This is a genomic window from Pseudarthrobacter sp. rb, from assembly GCF_056389225.1.
Map to the genome: position 1 here is coordinate 238,358 of NZ_JBWJAR010000006.1, position 20,284 is coordinate 258,641.

Consider the following 20,284-nt stretch of genomic DNA (forward strand, 5'->3'; position numbering starts at 1 on the left):
CGCGGGGCGACGCCTCGCAGGCCCCTGCCCGGGCCTGCGAGGGCAGAATGCGGCGCCGATCAGCCGAGCTGCCTGGTGATCTCCGCTGCCCGGTCAGCGGCCGCGCGGGCGCCGGCGGCGATGATGGCGGGGATGCCCTGTTCGTCAAAGGTGGCAATGGCGCGTTCGGTGGTGCCGTTGGGGCTGGTGACGGCCTTGCGCAGGGCTGCGGGATCTGCCCCGGGCTCGGCCAGCATGAGGCCGGCGCCGGCCACGGTTTCGCGCGCCAGCAGCAGGGACAGCTCCCGGTCCAGGCCCAGCTCTTCCCCTGCCGATGCCATGGCCTCGGCAAGGTAGAACGCGTAGGCGGGGCCGGAGCCGCTGATGGCCGAGAGCGCATCCACCTTCTCCTCGGGGACCTCAACCACAGTTCCTGCGCCCTGCAGCATGTCTTTGACCATCTGGAGCTGCTTCGGGGTGCAGTGCGTGCCGGGCGAGACCGAGACGACGCCTCGGCCCAGCTTTGCGGGGGTGTTGGGCATGGTCCGGATTACCGGCTGCCCCGCGGGGAGTGCAGCCTCCAGCTGGGCGATGGACACGGCCGCAGCCACACTGACCACCACGGTGTCGGGCGAAAGGGCCGGGCTTATTTCCCTTGCCAGGTCCGCGATACCCACCGGCTTGACGCCGAGGATGACCACGGCGGATCCCTTGGCGGCCTGCCTGTTGTTGTCAGGCTCTTCCTCGCCGGCGATGGCGGTGATCCCGTGGTACCGCTCGGCCAGTTCCGCGGCGCGCCCAGCGCGCCGGACGGTGGCCACCACATCCCCCGGGTCCTTCCCGGCCTCCAGCAGGCCGCCAAGAATGGCTTCGTTCATGGATCCACAGCCAAGGAATGCGATTCGGTTGCTCATGCCTCCATCATTGCAGTTGGGAGGCATTCACAGGCAACTCCCATCTTCAGCGCAGGCAGCACACAACTTCGGGTCCTAACGTAGTTATTACCTCATTGAGGGTGCGAGTGATGCGGCAGGCATGGGGATGCCTGCCAAGGGCACCGGTGGCACGGCAGCAGGTTTTCCCCCATTTTCCTGTTGCCGGCCCCGGTGCTTCCGCATTTAAAGAACCCGCTGCGAAGCAGGCAAGGCGCCTGTGACTAGACCGCCGCGTCCACCGGCCGGGCGGCCGCAACATGGGGGGCTGGCTCCAGGGGCCCGGCAAACACCAGCTGGTCCAGGCGCCGCAGGATGAGACCTTCACGGAGCGCCCAGGGGCAGATACGAAGCTTCTTGAACTTGAACATCTCCAGGGCTGCCTCGGCCACCAAAGCGCCGGCGAGGAGCTGATGGGCGCGCGCCTCGGAGACACCGGGAAGGTGCAGCCTGTCCTCCGAACTCATGGCCGAGATCCGCTGGGTCCAAATGCCCAGGTCCGAGGCGTGCAGCTCCCTCTTGACGTACGGCCCTTCCGCGCTGGGGGCAGCACCGGCGATGCGGGCCAGGGAGCGGAAGGTCTTGGAGGTTCCGGCGACCACGTTTGCCCGGCCCAGGCCGTCGAATTCGCGGACGGCAGGTTTGAGCGTGGCCCTGATGTACCGCCGCAGTTCCTTGACGCTTTTGGCCGACGGCGGATCCTCGGCGAGCCAGTCCCTGGTGAGCCGGCTGGCGCCCAGGGGCACCGAGGTGGCTACTTCCGGAAGTTCATCCTGGCCGAAGGCCATTTCAAAGGAGCCGCCGCCAATGTCCAGGTTCAGGATGGGACCCGCTCCCCATCCATGCCAGCGCCGTACAGCGAAGAAGGTCATGGACGCCTCTTCGCTGCCGGTGAGTTCCTGGAGGGTCACTGTGGTTTCGTGCTTGACCCGGGCCAGGACGGCTGGGCCGTTGGTGGCCTCGCGGATGGCCGAGGTACAGAACGCCAGCAGGTCCTCGGCCTTGTGCCGCGCCGCGAACTCCCAGGCTTCCAGCACAAACTCGGTCAGCTCGTGCTGGCCCTCGTCGCTGATGCTGCCATCCGGTTCAAGGTACTGCACCAGGGACAGCGGCCGTTTATGGGACGCGAACGGGACCGGCTGCGCGCCCGGGTGGGCATCCACCAGGAGCAGATGGACAGTATTGGAACCAATGTCGAGGACGCCTAGACGCATGGGGACATTATTGCTCGTCGGCGCGCTTGAAGTCGCGCCTGATGTTGGCAACGCCCTCGGGATTGATCTCGAAACCGTAGGCTGCACCGGGGTTGATCACCATGCCCAGCTCATCGCCGATGTTGGCGATGATGGCAGCGCCCTGCGTGCCCAGCACATTGGGCGCGGCTTCCAGGTACTGCTGGTCCACCCTGCTGGGGTGCGAAAAGACGGCAAGGACGGGGTCGCCGTCGGCGTTGGCAAGGACCAGGGGCTCCACCTGGGAGTCGATGCCCTCAACCGTGTCCGAGCTGATGATGTAAACCTCGCTGTTGAGGAAGGACAGGATGACGTCCACCGGGTCGGCGTCAGGCTGCCCGCCGGTGGCGAGCTTCTCCTCGAGGTCGTTGAGCGGCTGGAGATCCTTGTGCGCGGGCTGTTCAGTCATTCCCCTAGCCGATCACGATACGGTGGCCGGCGCAAACGCGCCGGCCACGCGCCTACTTCTTGGCCGTTGCCTTCTTCTTGGCGGGCGCCTTGCGGGTGGCGGTCCGCTTGACCGGGCCCTTGGCGCGCTTCTCCGCCAGCAACTCCACGGCCTGTTCCCGGGTGAGTTCCTCCAGCGAGGTGGCACGGGGGACCGTGATGTTGGTGATGCCGTCGGTGATGTAGGGCCCAAACCGGCCCTCCTTCACCACGATGTTCTTCTCGGATACCGGGTCCGGGCCGAACTCCGCCAGCGGGGGCACCGCGGAACGGGCCCCGCGCTGCTTGGGCTGCGAGTAGATCTCCAGGGCCTGCTCCAGGGTGATGGTGAAGATTTCCTCTTCGGAACCGATGGAGCGGGAGTCAGTCCCCTTCTTCAGGTAGGGCCCGAACCGGCCGTTCTGCACCGTGATGAGGTTGCCTTCGGCGTCCTCCCCCAGTGCCCGGGGCAGGCTCATGAGCTGGAGTGCCTCGTCCAGGGTGACGGACTCAACGGTCATCGACTTGAAGAGCGATCCCGTGCGCGGCTTTGCCTTGACGGGCTTCTTCGGCGGCTTGGGCTTGCCGTTCTTGTAGTACTCCACCGGCTGGTTGGCCAGTTCCTCGTCGGTCATCTCAGGAATGATCTCGGTGACGTAGGCGCCGTAACGGCCGTTCTTGGCCACCACGGTGTGTCCCGTGTGCGGATCGGCGCCGAGCACGCGTTCCTCCGGGGCCGCCGTCTCCATCAGTTCGATGGCCTTGGCCGCGGTCAGCTCATCGGGAGCCAGGTCCTCGGGCACGTTGGCGCGCGCCGATTCCACGATCTCGCCCGTCTTCGGGTCCACCACGGCGGCGGAGCTTTCCAGGTAGGGGCCGAACTTGCCCACCCGGAGCGTGATCTCGTCGGTGATCGGGATCGAGTTGATTTCCCGGGCATCGATCTCGCCCAGGTTGTTGACGATGCTCAGCAGGCCCGGATCGGAATCCTCGCCGAAGTAGAAGTGCCGCAGCCACGAGGCACCGGCTTCCTGGCCGTTGGCGATCTTGTCCAGGTCGCCTTCCATGTCGGCGGTGAACTCGTAGTCCACGTAGTCGGAGAAATGCTGCTCCAGGAGCCGGATGACGGAGAAGGCGATCCAGCTGGGCACCAGGGCCGAGCCCTGCTTCCGGACGTAGCCGCGGTCCTGGATGGTGGAGATGGTGGAGGCGTACGTGGACGGACGGCCGATGCCCTTCTTCTCCAGCTCCGCGGTCAGCGAGGCTTCCGTGTAGCGCGGCGGCGGGGAGGTCTCGTGGCCCACAGCCTGGATGTCCGCAGCCGTCAGGGAGTCATCCTTGGCCACATTGGGCAGCCGGCGTGCTTCGTCGGAGTCGTCGTCGCCGCGGGTCTCGTCCTTGCCTTCCTCGTAGGCGGCAAGGAAGCCGGGGAAGGTGATCACGGTGCCGGAGGCGGAGAACTCGGCGTCGCGCCCGTCGCTGGAAACCGCACCCAGGCGGATGGTGGCCGTTGACCCCTTGGCGTCGCCCATCTGGGAGGCGACCGTGCGCTTCCAGATGAGTTCGTACAGGCGGAACTCGTCGCCGGAGAGCTGCTTGGCGACCTGGGCAGGCGTGCGGAAGGAGTCACCGGCGGGGCGGATGGCCTCGTGTGCTTCCTGGGCGTTGGCGGCCTTGTTGGAGTAGACGCGCGGCGACTGCGGAATGTATTCGGGGCCGTACAGTTCGGAGGCCTGGCGGCGGGCTGCCGTGATGGCCTCATCGCTCAACGCGGAGGAGTCCGTACGCATATAGGTGATGTAGCCGTTTTCGTACAGCCGCTGGGCGATCTGCATGGTGCTCTTGGAGGAGAAGCGCAGCTTGCGGCCGGCCTCCTGCTGCAGCGTGGAGGTGGTGAACGGCGCGGCGGGACGGCGGGTGTACGGCTTGGTGTCCACCGAGCGGACGCGGAAGTCAGCGTTCTGCAGGCCGGCCGCCAGGGACGTTGCCAGTTCCTCGTTGAGGTGGGCCACGTTCCGGGACGTGAGCTCGCCGTTGTCGTTGAAGTCGCGGCCCGTGGCTACCTTGGCGCCGTCGACGGCGGCCAGCTTGGCCTTGAACGAGCCTGATTCGGCGCCGAACTGGCCGGTCAGGTCCCAGTAGGAGGCAGCCTTGAAGGCCATGCGTTCGCGTTCGCGGTCCACCACCATGCGGGTGACCACGGACTGCACGCGTCCGGCGGACAGGCCGCGGGCTACCTTGCGCCACAGCACGGGTGAGATTTCGTAGCCGTAGAGGCGGTCCAGGACGCGGCGGGTTTCCTGGGCGTCCACCAGGTCCTGGTCCACGTCGCGCAGGTTGCCCATGGCGCGCTGGATGGCTTCCTTGGTGATTTCGCCGAACGTCATCCGGTACACCGGGACCTTGGGCTTGAGTACTTCCAGCAGGTGCCACGCGATGGCCTCGCCCTCGCGGTCCCCATCGGTTGCGAGATAGAGTTCGTCGGCGTCCTTCAGCGCGGCTTTGAGCTCGGTGACCTTTTTCTTCTTGTCCGGAGACACCACGTAGTAGGGCTTGAAGTCGTGTTCAATGTCGACGGCGAACTTGCCGACTGAGGTTTTCTTCAGCTCGGCAGGGAGTTCGGACGGCTGCGGCAGGTCCCGGATGTGACCAATGGAGGCCTCTACGATGAAGCCCTCGCCGAGGTACTTGGCGATGGTCTTGCTCTTGGCCGGAGACTCCACAATCACGAGTTTCTTGCCGGTTTTGGCCTTGCTTGGCACGGTGCTCCTACAGAAAAAGGTTGCTGGGGCAGATGAGCCCATGTTCGCCTAGTTCACCATATTTTGGGGAATCGTGCGCATTCATGTGGAAAAGACGGGGCTCTGTTGAGGGCTTGAGGGGGCTTACTCGACGGCGGGATTTCCGGCCGGGACCAGGAAGCCGTCACGGACCAGGTTGGCCACGTCGGCGAGCAGCGCACCCTGGAAAGTCCCGGCGTCGAACCCCTCCCCGCCGCCGAGGAGGGCCTCCAAAGCCCCGGCGATCTGCCCGGCGGTGAGGTCGCCGTCGCACGCGGACACGAAGCCGGCCAGCTCCGTGCTCATCAAATTGGTACGGCGCAGCCCGGCACCCTGCCGGAGCAGGATCACGCCGGGGTGTTCGGCGCCCGGGCGCTGGTGGCGCTCCTCGGTGACGTCCTCCGCCACGAGCAGGTGCGTGGCCGCAAGGTCATGCCCAGCAAGCCACTCGGCGCGTTCGACGGCGGCACCCAGGTGGGGGCCGATGGGCTGCTCGATGGGGTACGTGATTTCCTCGAAGCGGCTGATGGCGGCAGCGCGGCCGTCAGCGGGACGGCGCAGCCAGACCATGCCGAAGCCGATGCCGGCCACATCCCGCGACCCGAAATCGGCGAGGTACTGGGCATACGCCTCCCGGTAGTGCTGCCGGTCCCGGGACTCCGAGGCGTCACGAAGCCAGGTTTCGGCGTATTGTTCCGGGCTGACCTCTTCACGCTGGATGAACCAGGCGTCCGTGCCCTGCCGCACCCAGGACTTTGGCCGCTCATCCCAGCTGCTGCAGGCGGCGACCTCCCAGTTGCCCAGCATCTGGGCCCAACCGCCGGGGTCCAAAACGCCGGGCAGGCCTGCCACCAGGGACGCCACGATCCCGTCGCCCGGGAGGCCGCCGTCGCGGTAGGTGAACTGGTCCGCCGCGTCCTCGCCGGGACTGCGCGGGGTGATGACGAACGGCGGGTTGGACACCACCAGGCCGAACTCTTCCCCGGCCACCGGCTCCAGGAGCGACCCCAGACGGAGGCTGACCCGGTCTTCGAGGCGGTCCGGGTCGACGGACAGCGCCTCCGCATTGAGCAGGATGTTGAACCGCGCGTAGGCCAGCGCACGTTCGGAGATGTCGGTGGCGGTCACGTGCTGGCAGTGGTGCAGCAGGTGGAAGGCCTGGATGCCGCACCCTGTCCCCAGGTCCAGCGCGCGCTCGGTGTGGCGGCGGATGGTGGTCTGCACCAGGGTGGTGGATGCCTGCCCGATGCCCAGGACGTGGTCGTGCCGGAGCACCCCAGCCTGCTGGTGGGCGGCGAGGTCGCTGGCCACCCACAGCTCCGCGCCGCCGCTGCCGTCCTCATTCTCGTCCCAGCCGTACGGCCGCAGGTCAGCCTTCGCCGTAAGGAGCCCGGAGCCGGGGACAGGCTGCACCAGCCCCAGTTCAAGGAGTCCGTCGGCGCCGGTGCCCGGCAGTGCGGCGTCGAGGGTTTGGCGTTCCTGCGGCTCGGCGAGCAGCCACAAGCGGACGACGGCGGCGAGCGGCGCCGTGCCGTTGTCGGCCTGCACAGCATGCTCGACGGCGAGCAGCGCGGGGATGATCTGGTCCCGGTTCAGCGCGGCCGAGGCCGCCGGGCCCAGCAGCCGCGCCACGCCGTCAAGCGTGTAGTCCAGCCCGCGCAGGTCCGCGGCGAGGGTTGATAGCAGGGCGGGGACATCGCTGCGGGGAGCGTCGGGGGTATTTCCGGCGGTGAACTCATAAGGGGATCCAGGCATCGCTCAAGTTTAGTCCGGCGTGGCTGCGGGGTACGGTGGTCACATGCCTTCCCGCCTTCCCCTCCTTCCGCGCGCCCGCACGGCAGCCGCTGTGGTCCGCCGTTCGCTGCCGGGGACGGTAGTGGCCGCGGCTCTCTGCCTGGCCGTGGCGGGGTGTTCACCTGTGAACTCAGTGGAGAACGCGGATGTTCCCAAGTGGCGGGCCACCGCCCTGCCCTCGAAGCCGGCGGGTGTTGTGCTCCAGGATTCGGGGAAGATCCTCAACCGGGACCGCATTGTGCAGGAGGCCGCCAGGGTGCCGGCCGGCAGCTATGTGCTCACGGCGGTGTGCGAAGGGACCGGCAAGGCCTTCTTCGCCGTTTCCCTGGACGGCAAAGCCGTTACGGAAGCAGGAGCAGCCTGCAACGGACGGCAGGAAACCACCAAAATCACGCTGCCCGCCACCGGGCGGGTCGAAATCAGCAGCTCCAGCGTGGACGCACCGCTGCTCTACGCCTACCAGCTGGCGCCGGCGAAATAAGCCCTCTTCCGGCTCTGGCCCGCCGCCCGCCGCGGGCTTAGAGTCTGACTATGCCCAGCGTGCGGGAAATCTCCGCGCCCCCTCCCGAAGGGACAGCACGGGCGCCCCTGGCACCGAAGCCGGGAGCCTTCGTCGCCCTTGGACTGGTGCTTGCGGCAGGTGCACTGGCTGGCTGTGAATATACGTACGACGACGGCAGGGCCGGCAGCGCGCAGGGCACCGGGACCGTTGCGCCGGCGCCGGCATTCACCCGCGACCCGCTGCAACAGGATCCGGTGAGCGAGGCTGAGCTGGGTGACTGGGTGTCCCGGGCCCTTCCGGGCACCACCGGCCCCGTGGTCCAGGCCGACGCCGGGCTTCTGGCTGCCGGGGAGGACCGGCTGGTCTCGTCGCCGGTGCTGGACACCGGGACCTATATCTTGTCCATCGCCTGCCGCAGCCAGCGCCGGGTGACCTTCACTGTCCGCACCGAGACCCTCACCCTGGTGGACCTGGCCCTCCGGTGCGGCATCAACCGCGAGAACGTCATCTACATGTCAACGGACAGCGTCCTCACGGTCCGGGTGGAAGCCAGGACCGCGGCGAACTACGCGTTCCGGGTGCACAGGCTCTAAACCAGGATGACGGGCGGGCATCACTCTCCTCTGCCTGGTTGCCTTGCGATGGGGCTCAGGCCGCCGCGCAGCCTTCCGGGCAGCGGAGCGTCTCCGGACTGGCGGCGCAATCGGCGCAGTACAACGTGAGGGTGCGGCAGCTCGGGTTGGAGCAGTTCTCGAATTTACTGGTGGGCGCCGAGCAGCGGGCGCACTGGCCGATGGTCTTGGCGTCCTCGCTGAACTCCAGGTGCATGCGCTTGTCAAAGACGTACAGCGATCCCTCCCAGAGCCCCTGGTCCTTGAAGGCTTCGCCGTACCGGACGATCCCGCCGTCGAGCTGGTACACCTCCTTGAAGCCACGGTTCACCATCAGGCTGGAGAGCACCTCGCAGCGGATGCCTCCGGTGCAGTAGGTCACCACCGGCTTGTCCTTCAAAGAGTCGTACTTGCCGGACTCCAGCTCCTTGATGAAGTCATGGGTCGTGGCGACATCCGGCACCACCGCGTCCTTGAACCGGCCAATCTGCGCTTCGAAGGCGTTCCGGCCGTCGAAGAAAACCACGTCCCCGCCCTCCTGCTTCCTGGCCTCCACGAGCTCATGGAGCTCCTCCGGCTTGAGGTGCTTCCCGCCGCCAACCACACCACCGGCGTCAACCTTGAGTTCTCCGGGCGCGCCGAAGGAAACAATCTCGTCCCGGACCTTCACGCTGAGCCGCGGGAAGTCCTCCGCGCCGCCGTCGGACCACTTGACGTCAATTCCCCGGAACCCGGAGTACTCGCGGGTGGTCTTAACGTACTGTTTGACGGCGCCGATTTCCCCGCCCACCGTGGCATTGATCCCGTCCTTGGAAATGAGGATGCGGCCGGTCAGTCCCAGCTTTTCGCACAGGGCACGCTGCCAGAGGCGGACGGCGTCCGGGTCAGCGATGGGGGTAAAGCCGTAAAAGAGCACAATCTTGTTCAAAGCCACGTATTTAAGGGTACCGGCTGCTTTAAGGGCAGCGGCTGCGCTGCCGGGCCGGCCCGGTCCGCGTGCGGCAGCCCGGCCCCGGTCCACAGCGGCAGGCGCGGGTCCGCACGGCAGGCCAGGGCGGGGCGTATCACAATTGCATAAGCACTTCCGCACCCCCTGTTGCTTACGATCGGGCTGGAATAGTGTTCTTGCCATGAGCCCGGAAACCCTGGTTGAAGACATCACTGGCCTGCTCGAAGTGTGGGTTGCCGGCTGGGCCGGATGTCGCGGCTACCGGACCTCCACGGAGGGCCGTTTTCCCGCTGCTCTCCGCTCTGACACCAGCGGTGAGTGGGAAGTTTTCGCATCCGAACCCACCGATGACGAGTTCGCCGCCCTCGCGGCCAGGACTGCGGAATCCCCGGCGCGGGTACTGACCATTCTCACCAACGACCCCTCACGGTACGCCGCCCTGGCAGCCCGTCAGGGGCTGAACGTCACGTCTGATTCGCAGACGATGATGATTGTGGACATGGAGACGCAGGACGCGGAGGACCCTTGGCTGTCCGACGACGAGCTGAGCCTGTCCACATACGAGCAGGACGGCGTGCACTATGCGGAGGTCCGCTCCGGAGACGCCCTCGCGGCCAGTGGCAGGGTGTTCGTGGTGGGTGATACCGCAGTGTTCGACAAGATCATCACCGAGCCGGCGTTCCAGCGCAGGGGCCTGGGCAGTTTCATCATGCGTGCGCTGGCGGCCCAGGCCTTCGGGCACGATGTCCGCGCCGGTTTGCTGCTGGCTTCCCTGGACGGGCAGAAGCTCTACTCCCATCTTGGCTGGACCACGGTAGCCCGGGTCCTGATGCTCTCGGCGTCCCATGACGGCGCGGACCTCTCCCTGAGCTGAACGAATCCCAGCTGGGCCTGCCGTTTGTTTTCCCTGTGGCGAACCTCGGGCGGGCGGCACAGTTACGGGTGGAAGAATGGTGGGGTGAACCCCCATGACTCCCTGATTCCTTTGCTGGGCCGCGGCCCGGAGCCGGAACAGCTGCGTCATGTCCGCACCATACCGGCGCGGGAGGCAGTCCACGCGCCCTGGCCTGAATGGGTTCACCCGGACATTGCGGCGGCGTACGGGATGCTGGGCATCCGCGAGCCGTACCGGCACCAGGTTGACGCGGCCGATGCAGCGCACTCGGGCCAGCACGTTGTGGTGGCCACCGGCACTGCGTCCGGAAAGTCCCTGGCGTACCAGTTGCCGGCGCTGGATGCGATCCACCGGTCCGAGCTCCGCGTGCTCGCGGACCCGGGCAAGATTCACGACGACGGCGCCGTCACCCTTTACCTCTCCCCCACCAAGGCGTTGGCGGCGGACCAGCTGAACGCCATCCGCGCCCTGAAGCTGCCCACGGTGCGGGCGGAAACCTACGACGGCGACACCGACCCCTCCGCCCGCCGGTGGATCAGGGACCATGCCAACTTCATCCTGGCCAATCCCGACATGCTGCACTTTGGCATCCTTCCCAACCACGCGTGGTGGGCCGGTTTCTTCCGCCGGCTCCGCTACGTCATCGTGGACGAAGCGCACAGCTACCGGGGCGTATTTGGATCACACGTGGCCAACTTGATGCGGCGGCTGCGCCGGATCTGCGCCTATTACGGTGCGGGAACCGCGTTCCCCGAGCCCGTGTTCATCGCTGCCTCCGCCACCGCGTCCGAGCCCGATGTCTCGTTCTCCCGCCTCATCGGGGCGCCCGTCAAGGCGGTGTCCCGTGACTGCTCGCCGCACGGGGCCACCACCGTGGCACTGTGGGAACCGGCGCTGACCGAGGTCAGGGGTGAGAACGGCGCGAAGGAGCGGCGGACCGCCGTGGCCGAAACCTCCGACCTGCTGGCCAACCTGGTATCCGCCCGGGTCCGCACCATCGCCTTCATCAAATCCCGCCGCGGTGCCGAAACCATCTCCGCAATTACCAAGCGGCTCCTCGACGAGGTGGATCCCAGCCTCCCGCAGCGGGTGGCCGCCTACCGGTCGGGGTACCTGCCGGAGGAACGCCGGGCGGTGGAGAAATCCCTGCGTTCGGGCCAGCTGCTGGGGGTTTCCAGCACGTCTGCGTTGGAACTCGGGATCGACATCTCTGGCCTGGATGCCGTCCTGGTGGCCGGCTGGCCCGGTACGCGGGCATCGCTGTTCCAGCAGATCGGCAGGGCCGGCCGGGCGGGCCAGGATGCCATCGCGGCCTTTGTGGCCAGCGATGACCCGCTGGACACTTTCCTGGTAAACCATCCCGAGGCCATCTTCGACGTGTCGGTGGAAGCGACGGTCTTCGACCCTTCAAACCCCTACGTTCTGGGACCGCACCTGTGTGCGGCAGCGGCTGAGCTTCCCCTGGGGCCGGCCGAGCTGGACCTCTTTGGGCCCACCGCCGAAATGCTCCTGGACCGGCTGGTTGCCCAGGGCTACCTCCGGCGGCGGCCCGCGGGCTGGTTCTGGACCCACTCGCAAAGCGCGGCGGCGATGGTCAACCTGCGGGCAGACGGTGGGGGCCCGGTCAGCATCGTCGACGCCGAGACGGGTTCCCTCCTGGGGACCATGGACTCGCCGCAGACGCACTACCAGGCACACACCGGAGCCGTATATGTCCATCAGGGTGACACCTATGTGGTGGAGGACCTGAATGAAGACGACCACTGCGTCATGGTCCGCCGGGCCAACCCCGACTACTACACGACAGCACGCGACGTAACCCAGATCGAGGTCCTGGATACCCTGCGGACCATGCAGTGGGGCGACGTTACCGTCCACTTCGGCGACGTGAAGGTCACCACCCAGGTTGTCTCCTTCCAGCGCAAGGCCCTGATCTCCAATGAGGTCCTGGGCGAGGAGCCGCTGGAACTCGGTGCACGGGAGCTCTTCACCAAGGCGGTGTGGTTCGTGGTGGATAACCGTTCGTTGACCGGGGCCGGCCTCATCGAAGCGCAGTTCCCCGGCGCCCTGCATGCCGCGGAGCACGCCGCGATAGGACTTCTGCCGCTGGTGGCTTCCAGCGACCGGTGGGACATCGGCGGTGTCTCCACTGCCCTGCATGCCGATACCGGGATGCCCACCATTTTCGTGTACGACGGGCACCCCGGCGGAGCCGGCTTTGCCGAACGCGGATTCGACAAAGCCATGGTCTGGCTGGCAGCGACCCGCGATGCCATCAAGGCCTGCGAATGCGATGCCGGCTGCCCGTCCTGCGTGCAGTCCCCCAAATGCGGGAACAAGAACAACCCGCTGGACAAGGGCGCCGCCGTAACCCTCCTGGACATGCTGCTCAAGGACGCCACGGAAGCCACGCCGGTGGATCTGGAAGCCAGGAGCTGATACCCCGCGCGGAGCCGCGCCCTTCGATGGCCCCTCTCCCCCGATGCCCTGGCCCTACGGTGGAGGACCTGCCCGGGCGCGTCCCGTCGCGGCACCCAGCAGTGCGCGCTCACCGAGCTCAGTGCGCACCTCAATCGTCTGTCCCGGGCCCGCTGAGCAGCTAAGGACCGTGGCCGCATGCCGCGCCGCCACTTCAGCGGCCACCGCGCAGGGCTCCCCCGTGGTGATGCCGCGGAGGGCATCCGCCGCGGCGAGAGCTGCCAGGTCCGCTGCTGCCGCCGCCCTGCTCGCGAGCACTGCTGACTGGGCCAGCAGCAGCATGACGGCCATGGCCGTCATGACCGCCAGCGCCAGCCCCGCGGCAAGGACCGTTCCCGACCCGCGTTCGCGGCCATCTGCGGCGCCTTGTGGACCCTGACCGGGACCAGGATTACGCCGCCCTCCCCGGGCGTGCCAGCGCCCGGCGGCAGCATGACCGGACCCAGCACCCGAACGGCCGCTCCCAATCGTTGAGTGCCAGCGTCTTGTGGGGTGCCGGCGCCCCGCGGCAGCACGCCCGGGCCCAGCACCGGGATGGCCGCTCCCAATTGTGGGGTGCCAGCGCCCGTGATCACCCATCACCTGACGCCCCCGGCATCGCCCGATCCGTCGCCGCTGCCGGCGCCGGATCCCGCAGTCTCGCTGCGCGTTGAGGCGCGGGCGGTGAGAGTCCAGGGGATGGAGCTGCCCAGGGGTCCGGGCACCCGGTCAGTGACCGTGACCCTGAACCAGCCGCCGTCGACGGTAACGGACGCGGACGCCGACGTGCCGGCGAGCATCCTGACGGTCCGTTTCACGGCTGCGGGGTCATCGCCCCTGGCCAGGGCCCTGGCGCCAGCCCGGGCTCCCTCTTCAATACGCAGCTGCGTCATGCCGGCGGCGGCTCCGGCGAGCAACATGGCCAGCAGTGCCAGCACGGCCGGCAATGCCACGGCGAACTCTGCCGTTACGGTGCCACGGGCATCCGCAGTCTTGCCCGCCGGTTCCGGGTGACCGTAGCTGGAGGCCACACCGCCGGTCACCGATTCAAGAGGTTTCCAGAACGTCAGCAGTCCTGCCGGACGCGTCACGGCAGCGCCAGGGCGGTGCGGATGAGGTTCAGCAGGAAACCACGCACTTCATCGCTGCGGAGGATGAACACGAGCAGGCCGGCAAAACCCACCGAGGCCAGGGTGGCAATGGCGTATTCGGCCGTTGCCATGCCGGCTTCCGACCCCAGCAAACCTACGCTGCGCCGGGTCCTGTGGGTGCGGACCGCAGCCGGATACAGCTCCACCACGTTGCCGGGCGGCGGGAAGGATGCCCCTGGAAAGGACGCACCTGAGGCCGGTGTCTGCGGAACGAATGCGCGGTTGACTGGTGTGTTCGCGGCGACGGCAGGGGATGTGTACTGCGTCCCGCCCGCGTTGCCACGGCTGCCGGCTGGCCCCATGGCCATCGGCCGGGACGCGGTGACCATCTGCCTGGAAGCGGTTGCCATCTGCCTGGAAGCAGCGGGCGCGGACATCCCGGCGGAGTGATTGCGGCGGTAGTGGTTGGTGGACATCTGATTTCCTTTCCATGGGTGCCGGTGGTTTTCCCGGCTGTCTTGACTCTTCCCGGCGGAGTTGTTGCCGGTAAGGGAGAGTGTGGGCTAAGTGGAAAAGCTGCGCCGCTCCAGCGCTGTGGAGGAGGGGACGGACGGCGGGGCCCGCGGAGCGCGACAGGCTGGCAACCGGGAGCCGGAAACGCCGGGACAAGCTGACAACCGGGAGCCGGAAACGCCGGGCCAAGCTGGCAACCGGGAGTGCCGGGGCGCCGGGACAAGCTGGCCGCCGGATTGCTAGGAACCGGATGGCACCAGGGCCAACAGCACCGGGACGACGCCAAGGCAGATGAAGGCCGGGAGTGAGCACAGGCCCAGGGGAACCACAAGCTTCACGCCGAGCGAAGCGGCCCGCTTCTCCGCAGCCCGAAACCGCTCCCGGCGGAGCCTTGCAGCCTGGGCGTACAGGATCGCTGATGACGGCGCGCCTGTGAGTGCGGCGAAACCCAGCGCGTCCCGCAGCTCCAGGACTTCGGGCAGCCGTATAGCGGAGCTCCGCCATGCTGTTTCCCAATCGGCGCCGATGGCCAGCGCCGAGACCACGGGCCGCAGGGAGTCCCGGTACTGTGGCGCAGCCGAAGCAGCCACCAGGTCAAGCGCCCGGCCAATGCCGGCGCCGGCATCCAGCATGGCCCCCACCAGTTCCAGCATCATCGCCGGATCCTTCAGCCCGCTGCCGGAACTCGCTGACGCCCCTTTGGTGGCTGCCGTCGGTTGTGCCCCTGCAGCGGGAGCCAGCAGGTGGCGCAGCCGTTGGCGCGGCCTAGCGTGGCTGGAACAGGCAAGCCAGGTGCTGGCCGCGAGCAGCAGGAACAATGTCAGGCCGGGAGCCAAACCCTGGGTCATGGCACTCATGCCCCTGCCGCCGCCGAAACCAGCCGGGCAGACCATGCCCTTCCCGTCACAGTGAGGACCACCCCGCCGAACAAGGCGGCCAGTCCCAAGGGTGTTCCCAAGAGGGTAGCGAGGGGATCCACGCCGAGGGCGGCACCGAGTCCAAGACCCATCAAGGGAAGCCAGGTGAGGAGCCGGACGGTGGCTTTGGGGCCTGCGAGAGCCGTCTGCCGGGCCGCGTCTGCGTCATCCTCCGCTTCCAGCTGGGCCGCGAACCGGGTCAGCACGTCGGCGAGCGGACACCCGCTGGCTTCCGCAATGTCAAAGCAGGCGGCCAGCTCCAGCCAGGTCCTGGCCTCCCTGTCCCGGGGCTGGAACGCTGTGGAAACCGCGCGCCGGATGGATTCCGAAACGGGAGCTCCGGTCGCGGCGGCGGCACGCGCGGATGACAGGACTGCAGCTGACCCCTCTGACAGCATCGCCCCGGACACGGGTGCACGCTCTTGAAACCGCCCGTTTCCGCCATCCCCGTAAACCGTCCACAGCTCGTCCCACAACCGCCCCGGAGTCCGTCCGCCCCGAAGCAGTGCCGCAAGTTGCTGCACCACCAGGGTCAGGCCCGGTCCCCGCGTCAGTGCCGCGCTCCTGCCGGCCGCCTTGCCCCACGGCAGTACCAGGCCTCGCCTGACACCCGGCGCGTTCTTCCTCTTGCCGGTTGCCGTGCGCAGCCGGGAAGCGGCGTCCAGGGGCGGTTTGAGGAGCAGCAGCATGGCGCTGCATAGAAGCACGGTGAAAAGGACCGTCACAGGGTTGCCCCGGGATCCATCCCCAACCGGGCCGCGAGCGCCGGCCACGCCGGACCCGGGACACCTGGCTCCTCAATGGCCGGCACCACGGTCAACCCTGCGGGACCATCGGCGATGAGTCCAACGCACAGGACTTCCCGGCCCTTCGGGGTCCTGCCGACATGGATGACAACGTCGAGGGCGCTGGCGGCCTGAAGCCGCACGGCCTCCGGGCCGAGCCCGGCGAGCGCGCCGAGGGCATTGAGCCTGGCCGGGACCGCGGCTGCCGTGTTCGCGTGGATGGTTCCGCCACCGCCGCTGTGCCCGGTATTCATCGCGGTCAGGAGCTCACGGACTTCAGCACCCCGGCACTCCCCCACCACCAGCCTGTCCGGCCGCATGCGCAGCGCCTGGCGGACCAGCTCCCCCAAGTCCACAGCGCCGCCACCTTCAAGGTTCCCGTGGCGTGATTCGAGGGCCACCACATGGGGGTGGACGGGGTTGAGTTCGGCTGCATCCTCGATCAGGACCAGCCGCTCTTCCGCGGAACAAAGGCCCAGCAGGGTGGACAGCAGCGTTGTCTTCCCGGAACCCGTGGCACCGCTGACCAGGAAACTCAACCTCCTGTCCACTATCCTCTCCAGCACCGTTTGCACCCGATGGTCGAACATGCCGCCCGTGCGCAGCTCCGCCATGCTGAAGACCCTCTCCCTGCGGATCCGGACGCTCAGCAGCGTCCCGGACGTGGAAACCGGCGGCAACACGGCGTGGACACGGTAGCCGCCGGCTAGCCTGACATCGACACAGGGTGACCCGTCGTCCAGGCGCCGCCCGCCTGCGGCCACCAGCCGGCAGGCCAGCGCGCGCAGTTGGGCCTCGCCATCAAACACGACGGGTACGCGCTCGATGCCCCGGCCACGGTCCACCCACACGGAATCGGGGGCGTTGACGAAAATGTCTGTGACGGCAGGATCCCTGGTGAGCTCCTGCAGCGGTCCCAGTCCATTGAGTTCGGCACTGATCCGTTCCACCGCGGCAAGCGCCCCGGCGGTGCCCAACAGCTTGCCCGTGGCCTGTACGGCTGCAGCGACGCGGGAAGGTGTTACCGCTCCAGCCTCGGCCATCATCGACTCACGGACGGATTCCAGCAGCCCGGAATCAACGGTCCGGCCAGTACCGGCGGCCTCGCTGGCCCGCGCCCGGCGGACGGCCTGGCCAGCTTCGAGGATCCGGGCACTGCGCCGTGCACCCAAGCCCCCGGACCCTGCTGTGCTGGCCGTATCCGGAGCTGGAGGCAGAGCAGCGGGTGTACCGGACGGCCGCCTCATGCGATATCCCCCGCCTGCAGGTCCTCTCCAAGCCAATCGAGCACCGTGGCGCCGAAATGCCGGATGGTCCGCCGCTTCCCAAAGTCCAGCAGGCGGCCCGCTTCCATGGCCACTGGGACGGCCCGCAGTTCGGGGATGCGGCCCTGCACGGGCAGCCCTACGGCGTCAGCGATCAGGGAACTCTCCAGCGCAGCACCTGGCCGGCCCCGCACCAGCAAGGCAGCCTCCACGGGCGGAAGTTCCTGCAGCAGGCGCACCGCCGCGACCGCTGCTTTCAGCTGCGCCGGCACCACCACCATGATCCGGTCACAGTCCCAGGCCACAGTGTGCAGGGGCTCCGCACCCCTTCCCACATCCACAATGACAAGCTCAAAACCACGGCGGGCAGCATCGAGCACACCCGTTGCAGCGGCAGCAGGGACAGGGACCGGCTGCTCCCGGGTAGCAGGCCAGGACAGGAAGGAAAAACCTCCGGCCACGGGCAGGGAGTCGGAGAGCTGCAGGGGATCAATGCTGCCCCTTGCCTCCGCGAGGTCCGGCCAGCGCAGTCCGGGGTTGTCCTCGGCAGCGAGCGCCAGCTCCAGGCCACCACCCCAAGGGTCCCCGTCAACCAGCAGGACGCGTGCCCCCAGCCCTGCCGCGGCCTGGGCTATCCATATGGCGGCGGTGGTTGCACCCGCCCCGCCGCAACCGCCCGTGATTCCAAGGACCAGGCCGCCGGGGCCCGGCGAGCGTGACCGGCTCAGATGGTCCGCCAGCCAGGCAGCGGCATCGGGCAGCACGGCAACACGTTCGGCGCCCAGGGCGGCTGCGAGGTGCCAGAGGCTGTCCCCTTCGCCGTCGAGGCCCACCATGACGGCAGGGGTGCGCCGCCGCGGTGGCAGCTCCCGCACATCGCTGCCCACCAGGACGGCCGATGCGGCGTCCCAGTACCGTCCGCCCTCCACTGCATCCGGAACGACGCGCAGCTGGGCTCCGGCGGCTGCCACGATGCGCTCCACTTCGGCGCGGAGGACCCCCGAGGAGGTAACCAGCAGCACCCCGCCCGAACCGTCCGGCGCTGAACTGTCCGGCACTGAACCGCCCGCCGGTAAACCGTCCGGCAGCCAGGCGCCGCCGGACGCCGGGTTGTCCGGCAACGCAGCACGGGAGGGTGACCTCCGGTCTGGTGGCCGCCGGAAGGAATCCGTGGCCTGCCCCGGCGCGGGGTGCGGTGCATTCAGCTGGTGCCTGCTCATGGGGCCACTCTGCTGCGGCAGTAAGACACAAATAAGGGGGCACTTTCCCTATGTGGACAAACAGGCCGCAGGTGGACAACCAGGCCCCATGTGCACAACCAGACCACCACCCCCGACAGGGCACAATGGGAACATGTACCTGCTGCTTGCCGCCCACCCCCGCGGTGCTGCACTGCAGGAACTGACACAGGCAGGCGACCCCCACCCGGCCAACCCCGGGCCCCGGCTGGTGGCACCCGGCGAGCTTGCCGCCGTCGTCGGTGAACTGGAAGCCCGGCGCCCCGGAGGGCAGCCGCCCCGGTGGATCTGGCACCGGACGCAGGACTGGTACCCTGCGCTGCTCGCCTCCGGCGTGGAGGTGGAGCGCTGCTACGACGTCACTCTCTGCGGCAACATCCTGGCCTTTTCGCAGTTCAGCGCCCATACCGACTACGCCAGGAATACCGACAGGGTCCCGGTGGAGGATCCGATGCTTCCGCCGAAGGCTCTGCTGCCGCCCCGTCCCCCGGCAGACCAGGGAGCACTGTTCGACGATCTGGGTGCCGGACCGGCCCCGGGGTGGGGCCTTGAGGACCTCCGCGCCGAGTACGCCGCCCAGCAGGCCGCCCTGGCCGGCGTGGAGATGGAGGAAAACCGCCGGCACCGCCTCCAGCTGCTGCTCGCGGCGGAGTCGGCAGCCGCCATGGTGGCTGCCGAGATGCAGCACGCGGGCGTTCCGTGGCGGGAGGACCTGCACGAACAAATCCTGGTTGACCACCTGGGGCCCCGCCCTCCCGTCGGACACCGTCCGCAAAAACTCGAGGCGCTTGCTGCGGAACTGCGCACCCTGCTCAACACCCCAGGGCTAAACCCGGACTCGCCGCAGGACCTGATGCGGGCCCTGCACCGCAGCGGCATCGAGGTGAAGAGCACCCGGAAGTGGGAGCTCAGGGAGTCCAGCCATCCCGTCATCGAGCCGCTGCTGGAATACAAGAAGCTCTCCCGCCTCCACACCGCCAACGGCTGGTCATGGCTCGACGCCTGGGTGGACGGTGGCAGGTTCCGCCCCGAGTATGTGGTGGGTGGAGTGGTTTCCGGGCGCTGGGCGTCCCGGGGCGGTGGCGCACTGCAGATCCCGCGCCAGGTCCGCGGAGCGGTGCATGCAGACCCGGGCCACAAACTGATCGTGGCCGATGCCTCGCAGCTGGAACCGCGTGTCCTGGTGGCCCTCGCACAGGACTCCTCCATGGCTGAGGCCGCCCGGGACCAGGACCTGTATGCGGGCATCGCCGCCAAGGGTTTCGGCGGGGACCGGGCCAAAGCGAAGATGGCGTTGCTGGGCGCGATGTACGGCGCCACCTCCGGCGAAGCAGGGAGACTGATGCCGCAGTTGGCGCGTACCTATCCGCGCGCCGTCGACTTTGTGGAGCGTGCGGCGCGGGCGGGTGAAGCCGGCGGTACGGTGACCACCCGGCTGGGCCGCAGCAGCCCGCCGCCCTCGGAGCGGTGGTTCCTGAGCCAGCGCTCCACCACCGCCGAAGAGCAGCGGCGGGCAGAGTCCATAGCCCGGTCCCGGGGGCGTTTCACCCGGAACTTCGTGGTCCAGGGCTCCGCGGCGGACTGGGCAGCATGCTGGCTCGCGGAATTACGACGGCGGCTGCGCACCCTGCGGACAGCGGGCACCGGAGGCAGCGGCGGCGCGGTCCGGGCCGAGTTGGTCTTCTTCCTGCACGATGAGGTGATGGTGCATGCGCCCGCGGACGGGGTTGACGCCTGCATCGCCGCCATCGAGGAATCGGCCTTGGCGGCAAAGGAGCTGTTGTTCGGGCGGATCCCGGTGGAGTTCCCGGTCAGCCTCGCCGTTGTCGACTCCTACAACCTCGCCAAATAGCGGTGCTGGCGGGCGCCGGATAACTGCCCTTGAGATGCAAGGTAACCTACCCGGCAGTAGCTCGAC

18 protein-coding genes are annotated in these 20,284 nt (G+C 68.1%); 5 read left to right on the forward strand and 13 right to left on the reverse strand.

Annotated elements, in window-relative coordinates:
- Positions 1 to 59: 59 nt before the first annotated feature.
- The 5 genes from proC to ACWRN3_RS10775 all read right to left on the reverse strand — a co-directional run bounded on the left by proC (position 60) and on the right by ACWRN3_RS10775 (position 7,104).
- The gene (proC, locus tag ACWRN3_RS10755; RefSeq protein WP_324643082.1) at positions 60 to 893 is read right to left on the reverse strand and encodes a pyrroline-5-carboxylate reductase; all 834 of its coding nucleotides are present in this window, start codon (positions 891 to 893) and stop codon (positions 60 to 62) included.
- A gap of 242 nt (positions 894 to 1,135) precedes the next feature.
- Positions 1,136 to 2,125: a Ppx/GppA phosphatase family protein gene (locus ACWRN3_RS10760; protein WP_476740634.1), complete on the reverse strand. Its 990-nt coding sequence runs from the start codon at positions 2,123 to 2,125 to the stop codon at positions 1,136 to 1,138.
- A 7-nt stretch (positions 2,126 to 2,132) separates the two neighbouring features.
- Positions 2,133 to 2,552 carry an SseB family protein gene (locus ACWRN3_RS10765; RefSeq protein WP_476740635.1) on the reverse strand — a complete coding sequence of 140 codons (420 nt, stop codon included), beginning with the start codon at positions 2,550 to 2,552 and terminating at the stop codon, positions 2,133 to 2,135.
- 52 nt (positions 2,553 to 2,604) lie between these two features.
- On the reverse strand, positions 2,605 to 5,331 hold the full coding sequence (gene topA / locus ACWRN3_RS10770; RefSeq protein WP_476740636.1) for a type I DNA topoisomerase: 2,727 nt from the start codon (positions 5,329 to 5,331) through the stop codon (positions 2,605 to 2,607).
- A gap of 123 nt (positions 5,332 to 5,454) precedes the next feature.
- Positions 5,455 to 7,104, reverse strand: a complete 1,650-nt coding sequence (locus tag ACWRN3_RS10775) for a DUF7059 domain-containing protein (RefSeq protein WP_476740637.1) — start codon at positions 7,102 to 7,104, stop codon at positions 5,455 to 5,457.
- Between the two features lie 43 nt (positions 7,105 to 7,147).
- Between ACWRN3_RS10775 and ACWRN3_RS10780 the strand changes: the two genes are divergently transcribed.
- Positions 7,148 to 7,624, forward strand: coding sequence for a hypothetical protein (locus tag ACWRN3_RS10780; RefSeq protein WP_476740638.1), 477 nt, complete (start codon positions 7,148 to 7,150; stop codon positions 7,622 to 7,624).
- A 50-nt stretch (positions 7,625 to 7,674) separates the two neighbouring features.
- Positions 7,675 to 8,238 carry a hypothetical protein gene (locus tag ACWRN3_RS10785; RefSeq protein WP_476740639.1) on the forward strand — a complete coding sequence of 188 codons (564 nt, stop codon included), beginning with the start codon at positions 7,675 to 7,677 and terminating at the stop codon, positions 8,236 to 8,238.
- Between the two features lie 55 nt (positions 8,239 to 8,293).
- Here the strand turns inward: ACWRN3_RS10785 and trhO are convergent, their stop codons facing one another.
- Positions 8,294 to 9,190 carry an oxygen-dependent tRNA uridine(34) hydroxylase TrhO gene (gene trhO, locus ACWRN3_RS10790; protein WP_255173246.1) on the reverse strand — a complete coding sequence of 299 codons (897 nt, stop codon included), beginning with the start codon at positions 9,188 to 9,190 and terminating at the stop codon, positions 8,294 to 8,296.
- A gap of 196 nt (positions 9,191 to 9,386) precedes the next feature.
- Here trhO and ACWRN3_RS10795 point away from each other — a divergent pair, with 196 nt between their 5' ends.
- Both ACWRN3_RS10795 and ACWRN3_RS10800 read left to right on the forward strand, forming a co-directional pair.
- Complete coding sequence (locus tag ACWRN3_RS10795) at positions 9,387 to 10,079, forward strand: GNAT family N-acetyltransferase (protein WP_255173247.1); 693 nt, start codon at positions 9,387 to 9,389, stop codon at positions 10,077 to 10,079.
- An 84-nt stretch (positions 10,080 to 10,163) separates the two neighbouring features.
- Positions 10,164 to 12,539: a DEAD/DEAH box helicase gene (locus tag ACWRN3_RS10800; RefSeq protein WP_476740640.1), complete on the forward strand. Its 2,376-nt coding sequence runs from the start codon at positions 10,164 to 10,166 to the stop codon at positions 12,537 to 12,539.
- 54 nt (positions 12,540 to 12,593) lie between these two features.
- On the opposite strand, the gene ACWRN3_RS10805 is transcribed toward ACWRN3_RS10800, so the two are convergent.
- From ACWRN3_RS10805 to ssd, 7 genes are all read right to left on the reverse strand, one after another.
- On the reverse strand, positions 12,594 to 13,157 hold the full coding sequence (locus ACWRN3_RS10805; protein WP_476740641.1) for an Rv3654c family TadE-like protein: 564 nt from the start codon (positions 13,155 to 13,157) through the stop codon (positions 12,594 to 12,596).
- On the reverse strand, positions 13,157 to 13,648 hold the full coding sequence (locus tag ACWRN3_RS10810) for a TadE family type IV pilus minor pilin (protein ID WP_476740642.1): 492 nt from the start codon (positions 13,646 to 13,648) through the stop codon (positions 13,157 to 13,159). Before ACWRN3_RS10810 ends, ACWRN3_RS10805 begins: the two co-directional genes overlap by 1 nt.
- Positions 13,645 to 14,010, reverse strand: a complete 366-nt coding sequence (locus tag ACWRN3_RS10815; RefSeq protein WP_476740657.1) for a DUF4244 domain-containing protein — start codon at positions 14,008 to 14,010, stop codon at positions 13,645 to 13,647. The genes ACWRN3_RS10810 and ACWRN3_RS10815 overlap by 4 nt, the downstream gene beginning before the upstream one ends.
- 390 nt (positions 14,011 to 14,400) lie before the next feature.
- The gene (locus tag ACWRN3_RS10820; RefSeq protein ID WP_476740658.1) at positions 14,401 to 15,009 is read right to left on the reverse strand and encodes a type II secretion system F family protein; all 609 of its coding nucleotides are present in this window, start codon (positions 15,007 to 15,009) and stop codon (positions 14,401 to 14,403) included.
- 5 nt (positions 15,010 to 15,014) lie between these two features.
- Positions 15,015 to 15,803 carry a type II secretion system F family protein gene (locus ACWRN3_RS10825; RefSeq protein WP_476740643.1) on the reverse strand — a complete coding sequence of 263 codons (789 nt, stop codon included), beginning with the start codon at positions 15,801 to 15,803 and terminating at the stop codon, positions 15,015 to 15,017.
- Positions 15,800 to 17,110 (reverse strand): TadA family conjugal transfer-associated ATPase, encoded by a 1,311-nt coding sequence (locus tag ACWRN3_RS10830; protein ID WP_476740644.1) that lies wholly within the window; start codon positions 17,108 to 17,110, stop codon positions 15,800 to 15,802. Before ACWRN3_RS10830 ends, ACWRN3_RS10825 begins: the two co-directional genes overlap by 4 nt.
- Positions 17,107 to 18,147 carry a septum site-determining protein Ssd gene (ssd, locus tag ACWRN3_RS10835; RefSeq protein WP_476740659.1) on the reverse strand — a complete coding sequence of 347 codons (1,041 nt, stop codon included), beginning with the start codon at positions 18,145 to 18,147 and terminating at the stop codon, positions 17,107 to 17,109. Before ssd ends, ACWRN3_RS10830 begins: the two co-directional genes overlap by 4 nt.
- A 334-nt stretch (positions 18,148 to 18,481) precedes the next feature.
- Here ssd and ACWRN3_RS10840 point away from each other — a divergent pair, with 334 nt between their 5' ends.
- Positions 18,482 to 20,218 (forward strand): bifunctional 3'-5' exonuclease/DNA polymerase, encoded by a 1,737-nt coding sequence (locus ACWRN3_RS10840; protein WP_476740645.1) that lies wholly within the window; start codon positions 18,482 to 18,484, stop codon positions 20,216 to 20,218.
- Positions 20,219 to 20,284: the final 66 nt, after the last annotated feature.

Coding starts and splice junctions, on each gene's coding strand:
- ACWRN3_RS10805 (WP_476740641.1), bottom strand. CDS start 13,157: ATGGGTGATCACGGGCGCTGGCACCCCACAATTGGGAGCGGCCATCCC.
- ACWRN3_RS10765 (WP_476740635.1), bottom strand. CDS start 2,552: ATGACTGAACAGCCCGCGCACAAGGATCTCCAGCCGCTCAACGACCTC.
- ACWRN3_RS10815 (WP_476740657.1), bottom strand. CDS start 14,010: ATGGGGCCAGCCGGCAGCCGTGGCAACGCGGGCGGGACGCAGTACACA.
- ACWRN3_RS10780 (WP_476740638.1), top strand. CDS start 7,148: ATGCCTTCCCGCCTTCCCCTCCTTCCGCGCGCCCGCACGGCAGCCGCT.
- ACWRN3_RS10760 (WP_476740634.1), bottom strand. CDS start 2,125: ATGCGTCTAGGCGTCCTCGACATTGGTTCCAATACTGTCCATCTGCTC.
- proC (WP_324643082.1), bottom strand. CDS start 893: ATGAGCAACCGAATCGCATTCCTTGGCTGTGGATCCATGAACGAAGCC.
- ACWRN3_RS10840 (WP_476740645.1), top strand. CDS start 18,482: ATGTACCTGCTGCTTGCCGCCCACCCCCGCGGTGCTGCACTGCAGGAA.
- ACWRN3_RS10785 (WP_476740639.1), top strand. CDS start 7,675: ATGCCCAGCGTGCGGGAAATCTCCGCGCCCCCTCCCGAAGGGACAGCA.
- ACWRN3_RS10775 (WP_476740637.1), bottom strand. CDS start 7,104: ATGCCTGGATCCCCTTATGAGTTCACCGCCGGAAATACCCCCGACGCT.
- ACWRN3_RS10820 (WP_476740658.1), bottom strand. CDS start 15,009: ATGACCCAGGGTTTGGCTCCCGGCCTGACATTGTTCCTGCTGCTCGCG.
- ACWRN3_RS10830 (WP_476740644.1), bottom strand. CDS start 17,110: ATGAGGCGGCCGTCCGGTACACCCGCTGCTCTGCCTCCAGCTCCGGAT.
- ACWRN3_RS10795 (WP_255173247.1), top strand. CDS start 9,387: ATGAGCCCGGAAACCCTGGTTGAAGACATCACTGGCCTGCTCGAAGTG.